18 protein-coding genes and 2 pseudogenes are annotated in these 18,834 nt (G+C 49.0%); 19 read left to right on the top strand and 1 reads right to left on the bottom strand.

The annotated features are described in order from the left end of the window. The first annotated feature begins 4 nt into the window (after positions 1–4). The 12 genes and pseudogenes from ligA to ACYVUV_RS08525 form a co-directional block, all read left to right on the top strand. Complete coding sequence (ligA, locus tag ACYVUV_RS08580; protein ID WP_439774765.1) at positions 5–2,020, top strand: NAD-dependent DNA ligase LigA; 2,016 nt, start codon at positions 5–7, stop codon at positions 2,018–2,020. Then, positions 2,017–3,162: a CamS family sex pheromone protein gene (locus ACYVUV_RS08575; RefSeq protein ID WP_439774764.1), complete on the top strand. Its 1,146-nt coding sequence runs from the start codon at positions 2,017–2,019 to the stop codon at positions 3,160–3,162. Before ligA ends, ACYVUV_RS08575 begins: the two co-directional genes overlap by 4 nt. A gap of 11 nt (positions 3,163–3,173) precedes the next feature. Continuing rightward, positions 3,174–3,479, top strand: a complete 306-nt coding sequence (gatC, locus tag ACYVUV_RS08570; protein WP_003620937.1) for an Asp-tRNA(Asn)/Glu-tRNA(Gln) amidotransferase subunit GatC — start codon at positions 3,174–3,176, stop codon at positions 3,477–3,479. Further along, positions 3,479–4,921 (top strand): Asp-tRNA(Asn)/Glu-tRNA(Gln) amidotransferase subunit GatA, encoded by a 1,443-nt coding sequence (gene gatA, locus ACYVUV_RS08565; protein ID WP_439774763.1) that lies wholly within the window; start codon positions 3,479–3,481, stop codon positions 4,919–4,921. Before gatC ends, gatA begins: the two co-directional genes overlap by 1 nt. A 5-nt stretch (positions 4,922–4,926) precedes the next feature. After that, positions 4,927–6,357, top strand: coding sequence for an Asp-tRNA(Asn)/Glu-tRNA(Gln) amidotransferase subunit GatB (gene gatB, locus ACYVUV_RS08560; protein WP_439774762.1), 1,431 nt, complete (start codon positions 4,927–4,929; stop codon positions 6,355–6,357). A gap of 35 nt (positions 6,358–6,392) precedes the next feature. Further along, on the top strand, positions 6,393–7,319 hold the full coding sequence (locus ACYVUV_RS08555) for a diacylglycerol kinase family lipid kinase (protein ID WP_439774761.1): 927 nt from the start codon (positions 6,393–6,395) through the stop codon (positions 7,317–7,319). Positions 7,320–7,379: 60 nt separating this feature from the next. Beyond that, entirely contained in the window at positions 7,380–8,108 is a 729-nt protein-coding gene (locus tag ACYVUV_RS08550) for a TMEM175 family protein (protein WP_439774760.1), read from the top strand. Continuing rightward, positions 8,105–9,451: a 23S rRNA (uracil(1939)-C(5))-methyltransferase RlmD gene (rlmD, locus tag ACYVUV_RS08545; protein ID WP_439774759.1), complete on the top strand. Its 1,347-nt coding sequence runs from the start codon at positions 8,105–8,107 to the stop codon at positions 9,449–9,451. Before ACYVUV_RS08550 ends, rlmD begins: the two co-directional genes overlap by 4 nt. Positions 9,452–9,518: 67 nt before the next feature. Continuing rightward, complete coding sequence (locus ACYVUV_RS08540; protein ID WP_439774758.1) at positions 9,519–10,448, top strand: Fic family protein; 930 nt, start codon at positions 9,519–9,521, stop codon at positions 10,446–10,448. Between the two features lie 90 nt (positions 10,449–10,538). After that, positions 10,539–11,198 (top strand): IS607 family transposase, encoded by a 660-nt coding sequence (locus tag ACYVUV_RS08535; RefSeq protein WP_484499261.1) that lies wholly within the window; start codon positions 10,539–10,541, stop codon positions 11,196–11,198. Next, positions 11,122–12,720 (top strand): RNA-guided endonuclease TnpB family protein, encoded by a 1,599-nt coding sequence (locus ACYVUV_RS08530; protein ID WP_484499260.1) that lies wholly within the window; start codon positions 11,122–11,124, stop codon positions 12,718–12,720. Before ACYVUV_RS08535 ends, ACYVUV_RS08530 begins: the two co-directional genes overlap by 77 nt. A gap of 375 nt (positions 12,721–13,095) precedes the next feature. Continuing rightward, positions 13,096–13,161, top strand: a pseudogene (locus ACYVUV_RS08525) (Fic family protein); the annotation flags it as partial. A gap of 1 nt (position 13,162) precedes the next feature. Here ACYVUV_RS08525 and ACYVUV_RS08520 read toward each other — a convergent pair. Continuing rightward, positions 13,163–13,672, bottom strand: a complete 510-nt coding sequence (locus tag ACYVUV_RS08520) for a hypothetical protein (protein WP_484499259.1) — start codon at positions 13,670–13,672, stop codon at positions 13,163–13,165. Between the two features lie 148 nt (positions 13,673–13,820). Here ACYVUV_RS08520 and ACYVUV_RS08515 point away from each other — a divergent pair, with 148 nt between their 5' ends. The 7 genes and pseudogenes from ACYVUV_RS08515 (at position 13,821) to ACYVUV_RS08485 (ending at position 18,750) form a co-directional block, all read left to right on the top strand. After that, positions 13,821–14,201: a hypothetical protein gene (locus tag ACYVUV_RS08515; RefSeq protein WP_439775722.1), complete on the top strand. Its 381-nt coding sequence runs from the start codon at positions 13,821–13,823 to the stop codon at positions 14,199–14,201. Positions 14,202–14,384: 183 nt separating this feature from the next. Further along, complete coding sequence (locus ACYVUV_RS08510) at positions 14,385–15,446, top strand: Fic family protein (RefSeq protein ID WP_439775721.1); 1,062 nt, start codon at positions 14,385–14,387, stop codon at positions 15,444–15,446. Between the two features lie 27 nt (positions 15,447–15,473). Then, positions 15,474–16,028, top strand: a complete 555-nt coding sequence (locus ACYVUV_RS08505) for a GNAT family N-acetyltransferase (protein ID WP_439775720.1) — start codon at positions 15,474–15,476, stop codon at positions 16,026–16,028. A 167-nt stretch (positions 16,029–16,195) separates the two neighbouring features. Next, positions 16,196–16,486, top strand: a pseudogene (locus tag ACYVUV_RS08500) (hypothetical protein); the annotation flags it as partial. Between the two features lie 190 nt (positions 16,487–16,676). Beyond that, positions 16,677–17,546 carry a LysR family transcriptional regulator gene (locus ACYVUV_RS08495; protein WP_439775719.1) on the top strand — a complete coding sequence of 290 codons (870 nt, stop codon included), beginning with the start codon at positions 16,677–16,679 and terminating at the stop codon, positions 17,544–17,546. Positions 17,547–17,629: 83 nt separating this feature from the next. Further along, on the top strand, positions 17,630–17,977 hold the full coding sequence (locus ACYVUV_RS08490) for a cyclophilin-like fold protein (protein ID WP_439775718.1): 348 nt from the start codon (positions 17,630–17,632) through the stop codon (positions 17,975–17,977). A 20-nt stretch (positions 17,978–17,997) separates the two neighbouring features. Beyond that, the gene (locus ACYVUV_RS08485; protein ID WP_439775717.1) at positions 17,998–18,750 is read left to right on the top strand and encodes a carboxymuconolactone decarboxylase family protein; all 753 of its coding nucleotides are present in this window, start codon (positions 17,998–18,000) and stop codon (positions 18,748–18,750) included. Positions 18,751–18,834: the final 84 nt, after the last annotated feature.

The raw sequence follows: 18,834 nt of genomic DNA, 5'->3' as shown, positions 1-18,834 counted from the left end.
AAGCATGGCTGAAAGTTTAGAAGAAGCAAAAAAGGAAGTCAGCGAGCTGCGCGCTCAGCTGGACCAGTGGGCCAAGGCCTACTACGAGCAAGACGCTCCGGTGGTTGAAGACCACGTTTATGATGAAAAATACGCCCGCCTGCTGGAACTGGAAGCTGCCTATCCGGAATTAAAGGCAGCTGACTCCATCACCCAAAGGGTCGGCGGTGAGGTGAGCAGCGACCTGCCTAAAGTTGAGCACCCAGTGCCCATGCTGTCGATGGGGGATGTTTTTTCCAAAGAAGAGCTGGCTGAATTTGACCAGCGGGTGCAAAAAGCCATCGGTCACCCTGTTGCCTACAATGTCGAGTTGAAAATCGATGGCCTTTCCCTGTCTCTGGAATATGAAGAAGGGCGCTTAAAGCGGGCTTCAACCCGGGGCAACGGCCAGGTCGGCGAAGACGTGACCAAGAATGTCAAGTATATCAAGGATGTGCCCCAGAAATTGCCAGAAGCCATTACCACCGAAGTGCGGGGAGAATGCTACATGGGCAAGGAGGCTTTCGCCAAATTGAACCAGGAGCGGGACGAGGCAGGGGAGAGCATCTTCGCTAATCCACGAAACGCCGCGGCTGGTTCTCTGCGCCAGCTGGACCCGAAAGTGACCAAAAAGCGGCAGCTGAGCACCTTTATCTATACCTGGATCAATCCGCCAGCTGGCATCGACTCCCAGCACCAGGCGATCGGTGAAATGGCCAAGCTGGGTTTTCACACCAATGAAAACGGCCGCCGGCTGGAAAATCTGGCAGCCGTCTACGACTATATCGATGAATTTACCAAAAAGCGCGACAGCCTGCCTTACGGGATCGATGGCATCGTCTTGAAAGTCGATGACCTGGCCTTGCAGGCGGACCTTGGCAATACCGTCAAGGTGCCCCGCTGGGAAATTGCCTACAAGTTCCCGCCGGAAGAAGAAGAAACGCTTGTCCGGGAGATTGAATGGACCGTGGGCAGAACCGGGGTCGTGACCCCGACCGCCGTGATGGATCCGGTGCAATTGGCCGGGACCACGGTTTCCCGGGCCTCTTTGCACAATCCTGACCTCTTGGCCAAACTGGACGTCCGCTTGGGCGACACGGTCAAGCTGCACAAGGCCGGCGACATCATTCCGGAAATTTCCGAAGTCGTCTTAAGCAAGCGGCCAGAAGACTCAGTTCCTTATGAAGTGCCAACTAAGTGTCCATCCTGCGGGGAAGACCTGGTCCACCTGGATGAAGAAGTGGCCTTGCGCTGCATTAACCCGTCCTGTCCGGCCCAAGTTGAAGAAGGGATTACCCACTTCGCTTCTCGGCAGGCCATGAACATCGCTGGTCTTGGCCCAAAGATCGTCAAACAGCTGATTGAAAAGGACCTGGTGCACAATGTCGCTGACCTTTACTATCTGACCGCCGACGACTTGAGCCAACTGGACCACTTTAAAGAGAAGTCCATCAACAATCTCCTGGCGGCCATTGACCAAAGCCGGAAGAATTCCGTTGAGCTGGTCCTTTTTGGCTTGGGGATCGACAATGTCGGCGCGAAAGCCGCTCAGTTGATTGCCCAGAAATTTAAAAATATGTCTAAAATCGCTTCAGCAAGCGTGCAAGAACTGACTGCAATCGATACAATAGGAATGACGATTGCTGAGTCTTTGACGGCTTACTTCCAGCAGGAAGAAGCCAAGAAGCTGCTGACCCGGCTGGAAGAGGCCGGGGTCAACATGGACTACCTGGGTGAAGACGGGGAAGCTGAAGACAACTTCTTCAAGGGCAAGACCGTGGTCTTGACCGGGAAATTGGCCCACTATAGCCGGGCTGAGTTTACCAAGAAGCTGCAGGCCCTGGGAGCCAAGGTAACCGGGTCAGTCTCCAAGAAGACTGACTGCCTGGTTTACGGGGAAGACGCCGGCAGCAAACTGGCCAAGGCAGAAGCCCTGGACATTCCGCGCTTAACGGAGGCAGAAGCAATCTCTAAGATCGAAGAGAAGGACACGGAAAAGTGAAGAGATTTTTACAGGCAATAACTTTGGCAAGCTGCAGCCTCCTGCTGGCGGCTTGCGGCAACTTGAAGAATTCCGACCTGGCCAGCAACTCAACGACAACGACCAGCAAGACCAAGAAGTACGAGACGACTTCCAGCACTGACGGCGGCTACTCAGTCCTTTTGAAAAAGGGGGTCTACAAGACCAGCCCGATTTCCGGCCTGGAAGCCACCAACTATGACAACAGCGTGGACGAGTCAGCTATGGAACGGGGCTTGATCCGGGTGTCCAAGAAGGTCTTCTCAACCAAGGACTATGTCATCCAGGAAGGCCAGCAGCTCGACGAAACGACGGTCACCAACTGGCTGGGCCGGTATTCAAAGAGCAATAAAGAGGGGCTGAACCTCAAGAACAATGGCAAGACCGGGGAGGCGACCAGAAACCCGATCATCCTGCAGCAGATCATGGAAGAAGACTTCTATGTCAAGAGCGGGTCCAGCTACAAGCTGGCCGGCATCAGCATCAGCCTGGGCCTCAACTCAGTCGACTACTACACCAAGACGACTGACGGGGCGGAATACAGCACTAAGATTTCCCTGGCCAAGCGGCGGGCCTTCGGGCAGAAAACGGCCAACACGATCGTCTCCCGCCTGCACGCCAAGAAGAAGCTCAAGAATATCCCGATCATGGTCGGCCTGTTCTCTAAGACTGACACTGACTCATTAGTCGGGGGAACTTACTTCTCATATGGGACAGCCAGCGCAAATAGTAGTAAAATATCTAAATGGAATTCCGTGAACGAAAAGACCCAGGTTCTGCCGACGGTCGATGGGGCCAGCGCGGTCAGTTCCAGTGACGAATCCAAGTTCACCAGTTTTAAGGATGAAATTGAGAACTACTTCCCGAACGTTTCCGGGGTCACGGCAACTCTGCGCTACTACGATGGCAAGCTGGCTTACGAAAGCATTGCCATCACCACGCAGTTCTATGGCTATCTGCAGGTGCAGAGCTTTGCCCAAACGGTTATGAGCCGGGCGAAGAAGTATCTGGGAACCAGCTCACCGGTTGAAATAACCATTTCCTCGGTCAACGACACCCAAGCGGTCGTTGCCAAGGAAACGGCTACCGGGTCTTATCGGATGCACATCTATGGCGGTAATTAGGAGGTACATAAGTGGAAAAGGTAACAAATGATACCATCAAGCACGTTGCGGCATTAGCCCAGCTTGAATTCAGCGAAGAAGAACTGGCCAAGTTCACCCCGCAAATGGGGAAGATTCTGGAAATGGCAGAAGAACTTCAAGCCGTTGACACGACTGGCGTTGAAGAAACGGTACAAGTAGTTGATCGCGACACTGTCTTCAGAGAAGACGTTCCTGAAAAGTGGCAGACCCGCGAAGAAATGATGAAGAACGTTCCTGACAAGAGCAACGGTTTTGTCAAGGTACCTGTAATTATCGATAAGGATGATAACCAATAATGAACTACTTAAACGAAACGATCGATTCTTTAAACGACAAGCTGAAGAGCGGCACTGTTTCTGCTGACCAATTGGCCCAGGACACCATCACCAACATCAAGAAGACTGACGAAAAGATCAATGCCTTCATCACTGTAAACGAAGACGTTAAGCCAGCCGAAGACCTTGACTTTAACAACAAACTGGCCGGCGTGCCGATTGCCATCAAGGACAACATCATCACCAACGGCTTGAAGACGACGGCAGCCAGCCACATTTTGTACAACTTTGAACCGGTTTACGAATCAACTGTTGTTGCTAAGCTGAAGGCCGCCCAAGCCACCATCATCGGCAAGACCAACATGGACGAATTCGCCATGGGGTCATCCACTGAAACTTCTTACTTCGGTGACACCAAGAACCCATGGAACCTGAACAAGGTGCCTGGCGGTTCATCCGGTGGTTCAGCAGCTGCTGTTGCCAGCGGTGAAGTTGTTGCTGCCCTGGGTAGTGACACCGGTGGTTCAATCCGCCAGCCAGCATCCTTCAACGGTATCTTCGGGATCAAGCCAACTTACGGCCGGGTATCTCGTTGGGGCTTGATTGCTTTTGCCTCATCACTGGACCAAATCGGGGTGATGAGCAAGCGGGTCAAGGACTCAGCTGAAGTTCTGAACGTGATCGCCGGGGCTGATGACCGCGACGCCACTGTTTCAGAAAAGGAAGTACCAGACTACACCAGCTTCCTGGGCAAGGACGTCAAGGGCCTGCGGGTTGCTGTTCCTAAGGAATACATGAGCGATGCTGTTGAAGAAGGCGTCCGCAAGGCAGTTGAAGCGCAAATCGAACTTCTGCGGGCAAACGGGGCTATCATCAACGAAGTATCCCTGCCGCACACCAAGTACGTGGTGCCAACTTACTACATCATCGCTTCCAGTGAAGCTTCGGCCAACCTGGAACGTTACGACGGGATCCGTTACGGCTACCGGGCAGAAGCCAAGAACCTGGATGAAGTCTTCCTCAAGTCCCGGTCAGAAGGCTTCGGCGACGAAGTAAAGCGGAGAATCATGCTGGGTTCTTTCGCCCTGTCAGCCGGCGCTTATGACAAGTTCTTCCTGCAGGCTGCCAAGGTAAGAACCTTGATCTGCCAAGACTTCGACAAGATCTTCGAAGACAACGACGTTATTGTCGGGCCGGTTTCTACCGAAACTGCTTTTGACTTGAACTCAGAAATTTCTGACCCGATCAAGATGTACAACAACGACATTTTGACGATTTCCGCCAACATGGCCGGGATTCCGGCAGCCAGCGTGCCAGCCGGCTTGAGCGAAACGACGGGGATGCCGGTCGGCTTCCAAATCATGGCCAAGCGCTTTGACGAAGGCCATGTCTTCCAAGTAGCTGACTTCATCGAACGCAGCAACAAGTTCTACGAACAAACACCAGCTGGATTGGAGGATTAATTTAAATGAATTTTACGTCAACTATCGGTCTGGAAGTCCACTTTGAGTTGAAGACCAAGAGCAAGATCTTTTCACCTTCACCAGTAACTTACGGGGCCAAGCCAAACACCGAAACCAACGTTATTGACTGGGGTTACCCAGGTACCTTGCCAATGGTCAACAAGGAAGTCTACCGCCTGGGCTTGATGGTCGCTTTGGCCACCCATTCCCACGTCAACCCGGTAACCCACTTTGACCGGAAGAACTACTTCTACCCGGATAACCCGAAGGCTTACCAAATCACCCAATTCTTCAAGCCATTGGCTGAAAACGGCTATGTTGAAGTCGAAGTTCACGGCAAGAAGAAGAAGATCCACATCCACGAAATGCACATCGAAGAAGACGCCGGTAAGAACACTCACGGGACCAACGGCTTCTCCTACGTTGACTACAACCGGCAAGGGGTACCGCTTTTGGAAGTCGTTTCTGAACCAGAAATGACTGACCCGGACGAAGCTGTTGCCTACCTGGAAAAGCTGCGGGAAATCGTGCAATTTACCGGGGCTTCCGACGTTAAGATGGAAGAAGGGTCAATGAGAATTGACACCAACATTTCCATCCGTCCAGCTGGCCAGAAGGAATTCGGGACCAAGGTCGAAATGAAGAACTTGAACTCCTTTGAACACGTCCGTCTGTCCCTGGCTTATGAACAAAAGCGTCAGCAGGAAATCCTCCTGTCTGGCGGCCGGGTTCGCCTGTCCACCCGCCGTTTTGACACCAACACGGGCAAGACTGTCCTGGAACGTGTCAAGGAAGGGGACGCGGACTACCGTTACTTCCCAGAACCAGACCTGGCTCCATACCACATCAAGCAGGAATGGGTTGACGAAATCGCGGCCAACTTGCCAAAGACGGCTGACGAACGGCGGAAGATCTATGTTGATGAATACGGTTTGAAGCCATACGACGCAAATGTTTTGCTGCAAAACAAGGAAAGCTCAGACTTCTTTGACGCCACTGTAGCAGCCGGTGCTGATCCAAAGCAGGCAGCCAACTGGATGAACACCCAGGTTAACGGCTACTTGAACGAAAAGCACGCTGAACTCAAGGACATTGCCTTGACTCCAGAAAACCTGGCTGCCATGATCAAGCTGATTTCTGACGGGACGATCTCATCCAAGATTGCCAAGAAGGTCTTCGCGGAAACTGTTGCCAACGGCACTGACCCGAAGAAGTACGTTGAAGAAAACGGCATGGCGCAATTGTCAGATGAAAGCGTCCTGGCACCAATGGTCAAGGAAGTTGTCGACGCCAACCCGCAGTCTGTTGAAGACTACAAGAATGGTAAGGACCGGGCTATCGGCTTCCTGGTTGGGCAAATCATGAAGCAGACCCGGGGCAAGGCCAACCCTAAGGTGATCAACAAGCTCCTCTTGGCCGACCTGGCCAGCCGTTAAGGCAGGAGAAAATTTTTTAGAAAAAGGTGAAGCAGATGACTAAGCGCGCGCGCTTGATTTACAATCCGGTTTCCGGGCATGAACAGATGCCTAAGAACGTTTCTGATATTTTGGATATTTTGGAACAAGCGGGTTATGAAGCCAGTGCATTCAGAACCACGCCAGCTCCGCTCAGTGCTCAAAATGAAGCAACCCGGGCAGCCAAGGACGGTTTTTCACTGGTCGTGGCAGCTGGCGGGGACGGCACGATCAACGAGGTCGTGAGCGGGATCGCCTTTTTGCCTAAGGAAGAGCGCCCGCGCATGGCCATCATCCCGGCGGGGACGACCAACGACTACGCCAGAGCCTTGAAGATTCCGCGCGACGACGTGGTTGAAGCAGCCAGAGTGATCCTCAAGGACAATGTCCAAAAGATGGACGTGGGCCGGGCCGACTTCGGCGACGGCAGCCAGAAGTACTTCGTCAACATCGCTGCTGCCGGTTCTTTGGCTGAACTGACCTACGGGGTTTCTTCAGACGTCAAGTCCGCTTTGGGCTACGCTGCCTACCTGATCAAGGGGGCGGAAATGCTGCCAAACCTCAGCGAATGTGAAATGCGGCTGACTTTTGACAAGGGCGTTTACGAAGGCAAGCTGTCTCTGCTTTTACTGGGGATGACCAACTCCATCGGCGGTTTTGAAAAGATCATGCCAAACGCCGAGCTTTCAGATGGCCTCTTCCAGCTGATCGTGGTCAAGCCAAGCGACCCGGGCAACCTGCTCCGGCTGATGGCTCTGGCCTTGAACGGCAAGCACGTGGATGACCCGAACATCATCTACACCAAGACGACCAGTCTGAAGGCTGAACTGATTGGTCACAACCGCGATGACAAGCTCTCCGTCAACCTGGATGGGGAAGAAGGCGGCATGTTCCCGGTAACTTTTGAAAACTTGCGGGAACGGATCGAATTCTACGTCGGCTAGACTGTTATAATAGAGTTTGACACTTTTGTCAGACTCTATTTTTGTGTTTAGAGGAAAAGCATGATAACCAATAAAAAGAAAGAATTAGCAAGAAAGCGGGCCCAACGGTCCTTGCCGCCTCTGTCGCCAGAAGAGCAGAGCGAGTGGGACCAGCTGCGCCGGTACCGGGAGAAGGCTGTTAAGGAGTCCGGGGCCAAATTGGCAGAACACCTGATGACTTTTAACGACGGGGTAATCGCCATCATCATCACTATTGTGGTGTTGGAGATCGGGGCGCCTTTGACCAAGAGCGCCTACCATGACTTCTTCAGCCAGATTTTGATCTATTTGATTTCATTTTTCGTGGTAGCCAATTTCTGGTATGAAATCCACCATGCCTTCAGTTTTCATATTATGCGGGCAGGAAAGATGACCATGGTCTGCGACTTCGCCTTTTTGGCCAGTCTGTCGCTGATTCCGGTCATGACCAAGTGGATCATGGGGAATTTGTCGGTCTTGAGCGTGGTCTGTTATGGGATCGTCTACTTTTTGGTCCAGATTTTTGAACTGGCAACGGAAATGGTGGGGATGCGGAGCTCACTGCCGCATATTAAGACCTTCCGGAAGCTCTGGGGCCGGGTTTCCTGGTTGCGCTTTATTTGGCTCTTCCTGCTCAATTTAGTCTTTATTTTGATATCTTTCGTCCAGCCAAGGTTGGGGATGATTTTGTATCTGGCCTTCCCAATCATCAACTTTGTCACGCCAGATAACCGGAGCCAGCGGGCCCGCAAAGGAGAAAATCAATCATGAAGAAAAACGAAATCGTCGAAGTAGAAATCACCGACTTATCATATGAAGCCATGGGGGTCGGCCATGTCAATGGCGAAACGGTCTTTGTCAACAACGCCTTGCCAGGTGAAGTGGTCAAGGCGCAGATCTTGAAGGACAAGAAGAGCTATGCTTTTGCCAGAATTTCTGAGATCGTCAAGGAAAGCCCGGACCGGGTCAAGGTGCCTCTCCGGCAGTACGTGCAGACTGGCCTGGCCAGCCTGGCTCATTTGAAGTATGACAAGCAGCTGGAATTCAAGCAAAAGCAGGTTAAGGAGCTTTTGAGCAAGGCCCACTTGGACCAGATCAAGGTAGCGGAAACTTTGCCAAGTCCCTTGGAAACTGGCTACAGAAACAAGGCCCAGGTACCGGTCAGAATGGTCAAGGGGCAGCTGGAGATCGGCTTTTTCCGTCGGCACTCACACGACCTGGTGCCGCTGGAAGACTTTTTCACCAATGATCCGGAAATTGACCGGGTCCTGGTAGCGGTCAGAGATATCTTGCGGGAAAAGCGGATTCCGGCTTATGACGAAGAAAAGCATCAAGGGCAGGTAAGATACCTGGAAGTCCGCCGGGGAACGGCTACGGGCGACATGATGGTCGTCCTGGTCTGCTTGGACCGGGACTTCCCAGGCCTGCACGCGGTCGTTGACGAGATCAAGGAAATCGACGGGGTGAAGTCGATCTTCCTCAACCACAACCCAAAGAGAACCAACGTCATCTTGGGTGAACACGACTACCATTTGTGGGGGAAGAGATACATTGATGACAAGATTGGCGATTTGACCTTTGAAATTTCGCCGCAGTCCTTCTTCCAGATCAACTCCCTGCAGACGCCGCGCCTCTACAAGCTGGCCATTGACCAGGCGGGCTTGAGCAAGGACGACTTCATCGTCGATGCCTACTCCGGGATCGGGACGATCGGTCTGTCAGCGGCCAAGTACGTCAAGGAAGTCCGCGGGGTAGAAGTGGTCAAGGCAGCGGTCAAGGACGCCAAGAACAACGCCCGGCTCAACCAAATCCACAATGCCAAGTACTATGCCGGCAAGGCGGAAGAATTGATGCCGAAGTGGGCAGCCGAGGGCTTGAAGACGGATGTGATTTTTGTCGACCCGCCGAGAAAAGGCTTGACCAAGGAATTTATCGATGCCGCGGTTAAGACAGGTCCAAAGAAGGTTGTCTACATCTCCTGCAACCCGGCAACGCTGGTGCGGGATATGCAGCTCTTGATGGAGGCTGGTTACACGACTGACCTGGTTTCCCCGGTCGACATGTTCCCGCAGACGCCACATGTGGAATGCGTGACCGTGCTGACGAAGGAATAACTTAGTCGGTCGAGCGACCAAGATAAGCGACTAAGTTACCGACTAAGATAAAGAAGAGGAGGCAGGGATGAGTGAATATGTACCGCCATTTCAGATGACCGACAACATAATGAACCTGCTGGCGGAAACCAGTGAGCAGATTGGCCGGATCAAAGTTTTGTCGCATGGCAATCTGAATCCACATTTTCGGAAGGAAAATAGAATCCGGACAATTCACTCATCTTTGGCGATTGAGCAGAATTCTCTAACGCTTGAACAGGTTACGGCTATCTTAGACGGTAAGCGAATCCTTGGCAATCCCAATGAAATCCGGGAAGTGAAGAATGCGTACGCTACTTATGAGATGATGCTTGAACTCAACCCGTATTCTGTAGATGACTTGTTAGAGGCGCACAAGCAGATGATGGCCGGGCTGATTTCTGAAAATGGCAGGTTCCGGACCAGTGGGGTGGGAGTTTTTGCCGGTGACCAAGTCATTCACATGGCTCCGCCAGCCAAACTTGTCCCAGGTGAGATTCAAAATCTGATCACTTGGTACCGTAATTCTAAGGCCCATCCCTTGATTAAGAGCGCGATTTTCCATTATGAGTTTGAGTTCATCCATCCTTTTGCCGATGGTAACGGGAGAATGGGCCGGCTCTGGCATAGTTTGCTGCTGGGTAACTGGAATGAAATCTTTTTCTGGCTGCCGATAGAGGAACTGATTCGGTCCAGACAGGAAGAATACTACCAGGCACTTGGCAAGTCTGATGAACAGGGAGAAAGCAGTCATTTTGTGGAATTCATGCTAGAAGTCATCTTGGACACGCTGAAGGAAACCACAGTTGTTGGTAAAACAAAGAAAGCAGAAAATCCCCAGGTTCAAAAACTGTTGGAAGTTCTTGATGGTGAAGAGCTATCAACGGCGGAATTAATGGAACGGTTGGGGCTTTCTCACAGACCAACTTTCCGGAGAAACTACTTAAATCCGGCGTTGGAAGAAGGGTGTGACTGCTAAAAATTATTCATTTCATCCGATGCTAAATAGCAACGTTTCTTACCAATTCTTGATATAATATCTATATCGAAAGATTGGAAGGAAGAAACGATGAGCGAATACATGTCCATATCAAAAGCAGCTGAGTACCTTAACGTTGCCAAGTCAACTCTCCGCAATTGGGAAGCTGAGGGATTGATTACACCGCTTAGAACTGCCTCCAACCAACGCCGCTACACTAAAGAAATGCTAGATGAAGTTCTGCAAGGAAATGTGAAGGCATCTAAGCCTAAGAAGCTACTGACCATCGGCTATTGCCGGGTTTCTTCTGGTCATCAAAAAGAAGACCTCCAAAGGCAGAAGGATGTAGTGTCTAGATATTGCGAAGTCAATGGCTATCAGTTTAAGATCATTCAAGACGTTGGATCTGGTCTCAACTATAAGAAAAAGGGCCTGACAGAGCTGATCAACATGATCTGCAAGAAGCAGTGCGAACGAGTCGTGGTAAATTACCAAGACCGGCTTGTTCGTTTTGGCTTTGAAATAATTGAGACAATCTGTCAGGCAAACGATGTAGAGCTGGTTGTCATCAATCAGACAGACAACGTTGATCCAAATTCAGAACTTGTAGAAGATGTTTTATCTATAATCACTGTTTTCTCAGCTAAGCTGTATGGAAAGAGGTCGCATCAGAATGCAAGAGTCATCCAAGAAAGCAAAAAGCTCTTCAATCAAGCAGACAGTGACAAAGACTCAGCCCAAGACGATTAGAGTCTACTCCAAAAAGTTAAGCGATGAAGAATTTGCCAGAATGTCCGACTTCTTTGAAAGATACGGCAGGTGCCGGCATTTCTTTTTGAACCGCTACTGTGGCATCAAGTCGATGCTTGCGGTTAATAACTGGCAGACTCTGCGTAACCAAGTTCGCAAATGGGACAAGCCGGTTAAGGGATCAAAAGGAAAGCTGGAAGCAGTCTACAACTTTCAGACCAAGCACTGGGTAGGCGCTCTCCGTGAAGCATGCGCCAACATAAAAAGCATGTGGTCGAATCTGGCTAACCGCTTGAAGAAAGTGATCCAAGGAAATGAAAATCTTTCTGCAGATCAGCGCCACCTTTTGTTCTTTATCTTAAAATTTAAAAGTGCATGGCAATCCGTTCTTCTTCACAAGCCAATTGAGCTGCCGGAAGAATACACTGAAGCTTTAACTGAAATAGAAGCCAAGCTGACGGATAAGCAAATCAAGCAAGCATACAGCTACTTACGCCGGATTACGTATCGCTATCACTACCGGGCACGCAAGTCGGGCAAGCTTGGCTCTAGCATGAAGTGTGACTTGAATTGGGCATTTGAAGGAAATACTTTTTTATTCAGTTCAGATGTGCCTAGAAAGCAGTTTTCTGTGGAGATGACCAGTCCGTGGAGTTATCCACGTACCGGCGATATCACAGTGGTGCTTGACCGCGTCAAGCAGCGCCTCGAAGTTCATAAGCTGATCACTAGCAAACGCTATAGCAACGATTCAAAGAAGGCGATCGGCATTGACAAGGGGCTTGCCACCTTGCTTTCCTGCAGCAGCGGCAATGAATATGGTAAAAACTTCAGCAAGCTTGCCAATGCCATCGTTGACAAATATGGCAAACGAAACGCAAATCGGCAGCCTTATATGAGTTTGCGCTGGCTGCTCAATCAGCAGCTTGAGCAACTGGAAAAGGCAGACAAGCCTTTATCCAAGACAGCTTCGAAGAAGAAAAGAAAACTGCTTGGCAAGCTTAAGAATCTGGAGCAAAACAATATCGGAAGAAAGTCGTATGACAAGAGCTACCGCTCAGCTCAAGAAACCGTCCGAAGCTTTATCAACTGTGCGATAAACAGGATGATTGAGAAAGAGTATCCGGCGGTCATTGCCAAGGAAGACTTGACGTTCGTAAAAGAAAAAGGCATCAAATCAGATAACAGCAGATTCGCAAGAAAGATGCGCAAGCGCTTGAATTCATGGACTAAGGGCCAACTGGATGAACGCATTGAATATCTTTCAAGCAAGAATTCGATTGAAACTCATGATGTCAATCCGGCATATACTTCTCAGTATTGTCCGATCTGTGGGCAGCATTTTGAGGAAAGATACGGCAGTCATCATGAACTGACTAAATGCAAGAAATGCGGCGAGATGAATGCGAATATCGCCGCAGCAAAAAATATATTGAGTAGATTAACTGACGAAGAAATCACGCTTTACACGCCTTACAAGCGAGTTAAGGAAATTCTTGACAGTCGGATAAAAGAAGCATAAGCCTAGTAATACTACAAAGTTGAAGGCTCTAGCATGTAAGAGCAGTCAGCTTTAACGAACTCAGTTCGGGGTATTAAAATCGCGGCTTGACTGCTTCGAGAAGGCATCACGATATGCTTGCCTGCTTTTTTGCGGGCAAGATGCCTTCAAGACTGCCATGCTAAAAGTTTTCAGTGGGGCAGATAAAAAGCTATTGGATGACGCCATCCGGCGTTGTTTGACAGCCAACCGTACTCACTGACCTTAACTTCAAAAGGTTAAAAATCTGATTTCTTTTTCCAAGTTGAATCTACCCATAGATTTAACTAGAAAGGAATATCAGAAAAACTTACCAATACTGATGCGATTATCAAGATTTAGTAAGTTTTATGATTCGGATTTATAGAAATGACCATTCCGGAGAAGCCGAAAAGCAGAAATCAAAAATACCGAAGAAAATAACTTAGTCGGTTGAGCGACCAAGATAAGCGACTAAGTTACCGACTAAGATAAAGAAGAGTCCCTTCATGCTTAAGCGTGAGGGGACTTTTTTAGTCCAATTATTTGCTCTTTCGTCCAAAATCGGGCAAAATTGGACGAAAAAAGCATCTCTAGCAAGAAAGTTATCCTGCCAGGGATGCTTGTTTTGGTTGATGAGATAATATTCCACATCTAAATCGGGCAAAAGTTCCTTGAAAGTTTTGCCCTCAAACAAGGGAACGTCTTCCACCAACTTACGGAAATTCTTATTTTGAATTATGACTTTTCCACTGAGTTCTTCGGCAATCATATAGCCACCGTCACCGTAGGCTGCGGTAATGATATATCTAATACCGTGATACCAGAAAAGAAAATCCATTGTTAAAGGCGAATCGTCCTTTCTTTTCGGAAATTCGTTCCATGATTCAGATAACATAAAACTTTCCCAAGTGAAAGGCTTATCTTCTTCTACGTGATCTTTGTTTGTCTTCATTCTTTTTTCTTCCAAGTTAGATGTTTTGCTTTTTGAATACTCTTAATATACCAGAGTTATCAAGAAAAGCGTAAACTATCTCATAGAAGTATTTTTAGGGATGTAACGACGATGAAAAAATTTATCAATATGAGGAAGGAAAGTATAGATGTATAAGGTGATTGCAATAAAAGAATATGAATTTACGCGAGATATCATTGTTGAAAGTCAAAAATCCAAACAGCAATACACAGTATTTGATGATTCGGATTTAATTGGAAATGATCAATTCTCTTTTGTGAAAGAGCAAGAGATTTATGATTGTAAGATAGGCATACTATACGAAGAAAATCATTCTGGAAAAACCTTTTATGTTTTATCTCGGGAAAAGGTTGGTAAGATGAACTTATTTAGGGTATCAAATTCAGACGGTGATAATTTTTATTTGCCAGCCACCACAGATGTAAAGATTGGTAGTCAAATTAACTTGATAGTAAAAAGATATGATTTGCTCTCAGTTAATAATGTAATAAATGATAGGGTGCTATAATTTTTGTTTATGGTAGATGGGGATGAAGTACATTGGAAGAATTATTATGGCTACAACAGCATTAGGAAGTAACGTCCCTTCATGTTTAAGCGTGAAGGGACGTTTTTAGTCCAATTATTTGCTTTTTCGTCCAAAATTGGGCAAAATTGGACGAAAAAGAGCTAGTTGGACGAAAGGAAACTTATGAGGTCATTTGATTACAGCAAACTTGCTGAAAAAGCCTGGGACATGGACATAGTCAATCTCGTGGCCAAGATTCATGAATACAAGGGCAGACAGGACTTGTTTGTCCGGCAAAAGCCCGTGGAACTTGACCGCTTGGTTGAAATAGCCAAGATCCAAAGTACCGAAGCCTCAAACAAAATTGAGGGGATCGTGACGACAAGCACACGGATGAAGCAACTTTTTGCCGAAAAAACGCGACCAAGGAACCGGGATGAAGATGAAATCATGGGCTACCGAGATGTTCTGAACACAATCCACGAGAGCTATGAGTATATCCCCGTCAGGCCGTCTTACATTCTTCAGCTTCACCGAGATCTGTTAAAAAGAGCTAGCTTCTCTTATGGCGGCCACTTTAAGAGTGTCCAGAATTATATCAATGAAACCAGGCCAGATGGAACGTCAGTTACTAGATTTATCCCGGTTTCGCCTGCCGATACGCCGGAAGCTGTGGAAAGACTGTGCAATGCTTATGAGCAGGCTAGCGCGACCGAGCAAATTGATGCTTTAATACTAATTCCTGCTTTTATCTGCGATTTTCTCTGCATTCACCCTTTCAATGATGGCAACGGCCGAATGAGCCGGCTGTTGACCCTGCTCCTTTTGTACAAGAGTGGCTACAATGTCGGAAAGTACATCAGTATCGAAAAGCAGATTGAAAAAACTAAGGACCGCTACTACGATGTTTTGCAGCAGATTGACTTGGGCTGGCATGAAGAAAAAAATGATCCTACGCCTTTCATCCGCTACATGCTGCAGGTGATCTTGGCTTGCTACACTGAGTTTGAAGATCGCGTCGGATTAATGTCTGAGCATGGCCAAGGCAGTACGGCATATGATATCGTGAAGCACTATGCCCTGGAAAAAATTGGCAAATTCACTAGCGCGGACGTGCTGGCCCACTGCCCAAGCGTCAGCCGGTCATCAGCACTTGCCGCGTTAAAGAAGCTCACTGAAGAGGGGCTTGTCATCCGGAAGGGATCTGGCCGGGGCACTTTCTACGTGAAAGCTGACAGCAGATAGTTTTTAGAATGAAGAGGCAACAGTCACATGAAGACAACTTGGCAAAAAGATGGCTTTACGATCCGCCTGGCACAAGCCAGCGATGTGGACGATTATTATTTCCAGAACTACTGCCCCTTGGACAAGGAAGTAGCCAGACTGACCGGCTGCAAGAAGGAATTTACCAAGGAAGAAGTGACTTCTTTTTTCCTAAAAGCTATCGAAGAAACGGACAGATACTTCTTCTTGATCTTAGATCCAAACGGTAAAATCATCGGCGAGAGCGTGATCAACGAAATCGACTGGGACCTGCGCCGGGCTAACTTCCGCATCTGCATCTTTCATCCGGCGGAAAGAGGGCAGGGCATTGGCAGCTGGGCGGTTGAAGTGAGCCGGGATTTCGCCTTTGACCAGCTGCACCTGCACCGGCTTGAACTGGATGTCTTCTCTTTTAATCCCCGCGCGGAAAAAGCTTACCTGCGGGCGGGCTTTAAGCGGGAGGGAGTTTTGCGGGATGCAGTTTTCGACAGGGGCCAATACGCTGATGACATCTTGATGGCGATCCTGGAAGATGATTGGCGAGAGCTTAAAAATGGTGAATAATGATATTTTTATATGAAAAATATTCTATCAACTCGTTATTTTATAAATAGTAAGTAAACTTGCTATATGATATACTAAATATAGTCATGACGTGATATAGTTATTTTTAAATAGTTAAAACTCCCTTTAACGTTAAAGCGATAACCATGATTTGTTGAGGAAAAAATATGACTAAATACCGCGCCGACATTACGGCACTTAACGCAGAAAAAATTGGCAGCCAGGCTCACGGCTATGTAGAATTCACGACTGAGGGAGACAAGCTCCACATCAAGCTGGAGATGTTCGACACCCCGGCTAACATCCAGCACTGGGAACACTTCCATGGCTTCCCGGACGGCAAGGATGCCCAAGTGCCAACCCTTGCCCAAGATACCAACCAGGATGGCTTTATCGATCTCTTGGAAACCGAACCAGTCTCCGGCACGATTATGGTGCCCCTGGACGCAGAAAGCCATTCAAAACATGATTCCGCCCAAGCAGCGGAGTCATGTTTTTTTGCCCGCAAAAGGCGGAGAAATCGGTAAAATTAAGTAGAAGAGAAAATCCAGACAGGAGAGATTGCCATCTTTGAGCAAGTTGGCTGAGTTTAATCTGTCTGCTGGCTTGGTGTCTTTTTTAAATAAAGATGGAGATGGAGCAACTTAAATGGAAATCAAGGCCTTGCAATATTATCTGGCGGTAGTCAGAGAAGGAAATATCTCAAGAGCGGCAGAAGTGCTGCACGTGACCCAGCCAGCCTTGAGCCGGCAGATCGCCCAATTGGAAGAAGAGCTTGGCACGCAGCTGTTTATCCGGGGGCGGCGGCTGAAGCTGACGAACGCTGGCATCATGCTGCAGCGGCGGGCTGAAGAAGTGACGGCGCTGGTTGAAAAAATCGAAGATGACTTCGCTGATGCTAAAGAAATTGGCGGCGTCATTTCGATTGGCAGCGGCGGCCTGTACTCCTCCCGGGTTTTTCCGGAAATCATGGCCAATTTTCGCAAAGACCACCCTAACGTCAGCTATCGCTTGTACACCAACAGCGCGGAATACGTCAAGCAGCAGCTGGAACAAGGCTTGCTTGATTTCGGCCTTTTGCTGGAGCCGGTTGACGTAACAAAATTTGACTATGTCCGGATGAAGGACAAGGAGCGCTGGGGCCTGCTTTTAAGAAGAAGCCACCCACTGGCCAAGAAGGAGTTCATTACCCGGGAAGACCTGTGGAATGAGACGCTTATTACTTCTGACCGCCTGCCAGTCCAAAAGGAACTCCTAACCTGGATTGGCCGGCCAAAAGCAGAACTGGATATCTTTTGCACTTTCAACTTGATTACCCAGGCGGTAGATATCGTGGACGCCGGCCTGGCTTCCGCGTTGACAATCGAAGGAGCTGTAAACATGTATCCGACTGACCGCCTGGTCTTCCGGCCGCTCAAGCCGGAGCTTTACATGAGCTCGGTCTTTGCTTGGAAAAAGCCCCTGCCGGAATTTGGCGCGGCTGCTGCCTTTTTGAATTATTTTAAAAGCATGCTTTGAAGGTATACCTCTCCATAAAACATAAGCATTTAACATACTTGTTTATTGCTCTTATAATAGAAAGCATAGACGAGGTGAGAGAGATGAGGGTCAGTATTACAGCCGGCAAGCACACGGTTTACGCGAAGCTTTACGACAATGCCGCGGCCAGGCAGCTTTATGATAAACTGCCGGCAACCTTGACCATGCTTAACCTCTATGGCAGGGAAATGTGCTGCCGGATGGGGGCAGGCAGCCTGCCGGCCACTGAGGCCGTGGTTACTGGCTATAAGATTGGCGATATTTCTTACTGGCCGCCGGCTGGCAGCCTGGTCATTCTGTATGAACAGAACGGTGAAGTGTTTAACCAGCAGCCGATCGGCCGCACTGAGGACGACATCTCGTTTTTTGCCGGGATGCCCGACACGGACGTTATCTGGAAAAAAGCATAGTAAAATCAGGAGGCAAAACAATGGCAAAGATCATTCAAACTGCAGGCCGAGACCAATTAGGCGATTTCGCGCCGGAATTCGCGCATTTTAACGACGATGTGCTTTTTGGCGAAAACTGGAACAACCAGGATATCGATCCCAAGACCAGAAGCATTGTCGTAATCTCAGTCTTCATGGGCCGGGGGCTGGTGGACGAATCCTTGAAGTACCACCTGCAGACTGCCAAGAAAAACGGGGTTACCAAGAAGGAAATCGCCGCCATCATCACGCACGCGGCCTTTTACGCCGGCTGGCCGGTAGCCTGGGCTGTCTTTAACATGGCCAAGGATATCTGGACTGAAGATGAAGCAGCCGACCTGTCAAAAGAAGCCTACGAGAAGACGATCTTCTTCCCTATCGGCGAGCCAAATGATGCCTATGCTAAGTACTTTATTGGAAACAGCTACCTTGCCCCGGTAACTGATGCTCCATTCCCGATTCACAACGTTACCTTTGAACCGGGCTGCCGGAACAACTGGCACATCCACCACGCGGACAAGGGCGGCGGCCAAGTATTGATCTGTGTTGGCGGGGAAGGCTGGTGCCAGATTGAAGGCCAAGCGCCAGTAAAGATGACCCCGGGCAAGGCAGTCATCGTTCCAGCCAACACCAAGCACTGGCATGGGGCAGCCAAGGACAGCTGGTTCTCCCACCTGGCCTTTATGATTCCAGGCGAAAACATGAGCAACGAATGGCTTGAACCGGTTGATGACGAAGAATACGGCAAGCTGTAAAGCAATAATAATTAGCAAACACGTACTGATGGCAAATCAGTACGTGTTTTTTTGCGTGAAAAATCCCGATCTTGATAGAAATCA

The organism is Lactobacillus sp. WILCCON 0149 (assembly GCF_057197965.1).
The sequence above is the reverse complement of the archived record's forward strand: the minus strand, read 5'-3'. Positions and strand labels throughout refer to the sequence as shown.

Excerpts from the sequence above, each read along its gene's own strand:
- ligA (WP_439774765.1), top strand. The coding sequence starts at position 5 with ATGGCTGAAAGTTTAGAAGAAGCAAAAAAGGAAGTCAGCGAGCTGCGC.
- gatA (WP_439774763.1), top strand. The coding sequence starts at position 3,479 with ATGAACTACTTAAACGAAACGATCGATTCTTTAAACGACAAGCTGAAG.
- gatB (WP_439774762.1), top strand. The coding sequence starts at position 4,927 with ATGAATTTTACGTCAACTATCGGTCTGGAAGTCCACTTTGAGTTGAAG.
- ACYVUV_RS08555 (WP_439774761.1), top strand. The coding sequence starts at position 6,393 with ATGACTAAGCGCGCGCGCTTGATTTACAATCCGGTTTCCGGGCATGAA.
- ACYVUV_RS08550 (WP_439774760.1), top strand. The coding sequence starts at position 7,380 with ATGATAACCAATAAAAAGAAAGAATTAGCAAGAAAGCGGGCCCAACGG.
- rlmD (WP_439774759.1), top strand. The coding sequence starts at position 8,105 with ATGAAGAAAAACGAAATCGTCGAAGTAGAAATCACCGACTTATCATAT.
- ACYVUV_RS08540 (WP_439774758.1), top strand. The coding sequence starts at position 9,519 with ATGAGTGAATATGTACCGCCATTTCAGATGACCGACAACATAATGAAC.
- ACYVUV_RS08535 (WP_484499261.1), top strand. The coding sequence starts at position 10,539 with ATGAGCGAATACATGTCCATATCAAAAGCAGCTGAGTACCTTAACGTT.
- ACYVUV_RS08530 (WP_484499260.1), top strand. The coding sequence starts at position 11,122 with ATGCAAGAGTCATCCAAGAAAGCAAAAAGCTCTTCAATCAAGCAGACA.
- ACYVUV_RS08520 (WP_484499259.1), bottom strand. The coding sequence starts at position 13,672 with ATGAAGACAAACAAAGATCACGTAGAAGAAGATAAGCCTTTCACTTGG.
- ACYVUV_RS08515 (WP_439775722.1), top strand. The coding sequence starts at position 13,821 with ATGTATAAGGTGATTGCAATAAAAGAATATGAATTTACGCGAGATATC.
- ACYVUV_RS08510 (WP_439775721.1), top strand. The coding sequence starts at position 14,385 with ATGAGGTCATTTGATTACAGCAAACTTGCTGAAAAAGCCTGGGACATG.
- ACYVUV_RS08505 (WP_439775720.1), top strand. The coding sequence starts at position 15,474 with ATGAAGACAACTTGGCAAAAAGATGGCTTTACGATCCGCCTGGCACAA.
- ACYVUV_RS08495 (WP_439775719.1), top strand. The coding sequence starts at position 16,677 with ATGGAAATCAAGGCCTTGCAATATTATCTGGCGGTAGTCAGAGAAGGA.
- ACYVUV_RS08490 (WP_439775718.1), top strand. The coding sequence starts at position 17,630 with ATGAGGGTCAGTATTACAGCCGGCAAGCACACGGTTTACGCGAAGCTT.
- ACYVUV_RS08485 (WP_439775717.1), top strand. The coding sequence starts at position 17,998 with ATGGCAAAGATCATTCAAACTGCAGGCCGAGACCAATTAGGCGATTTC.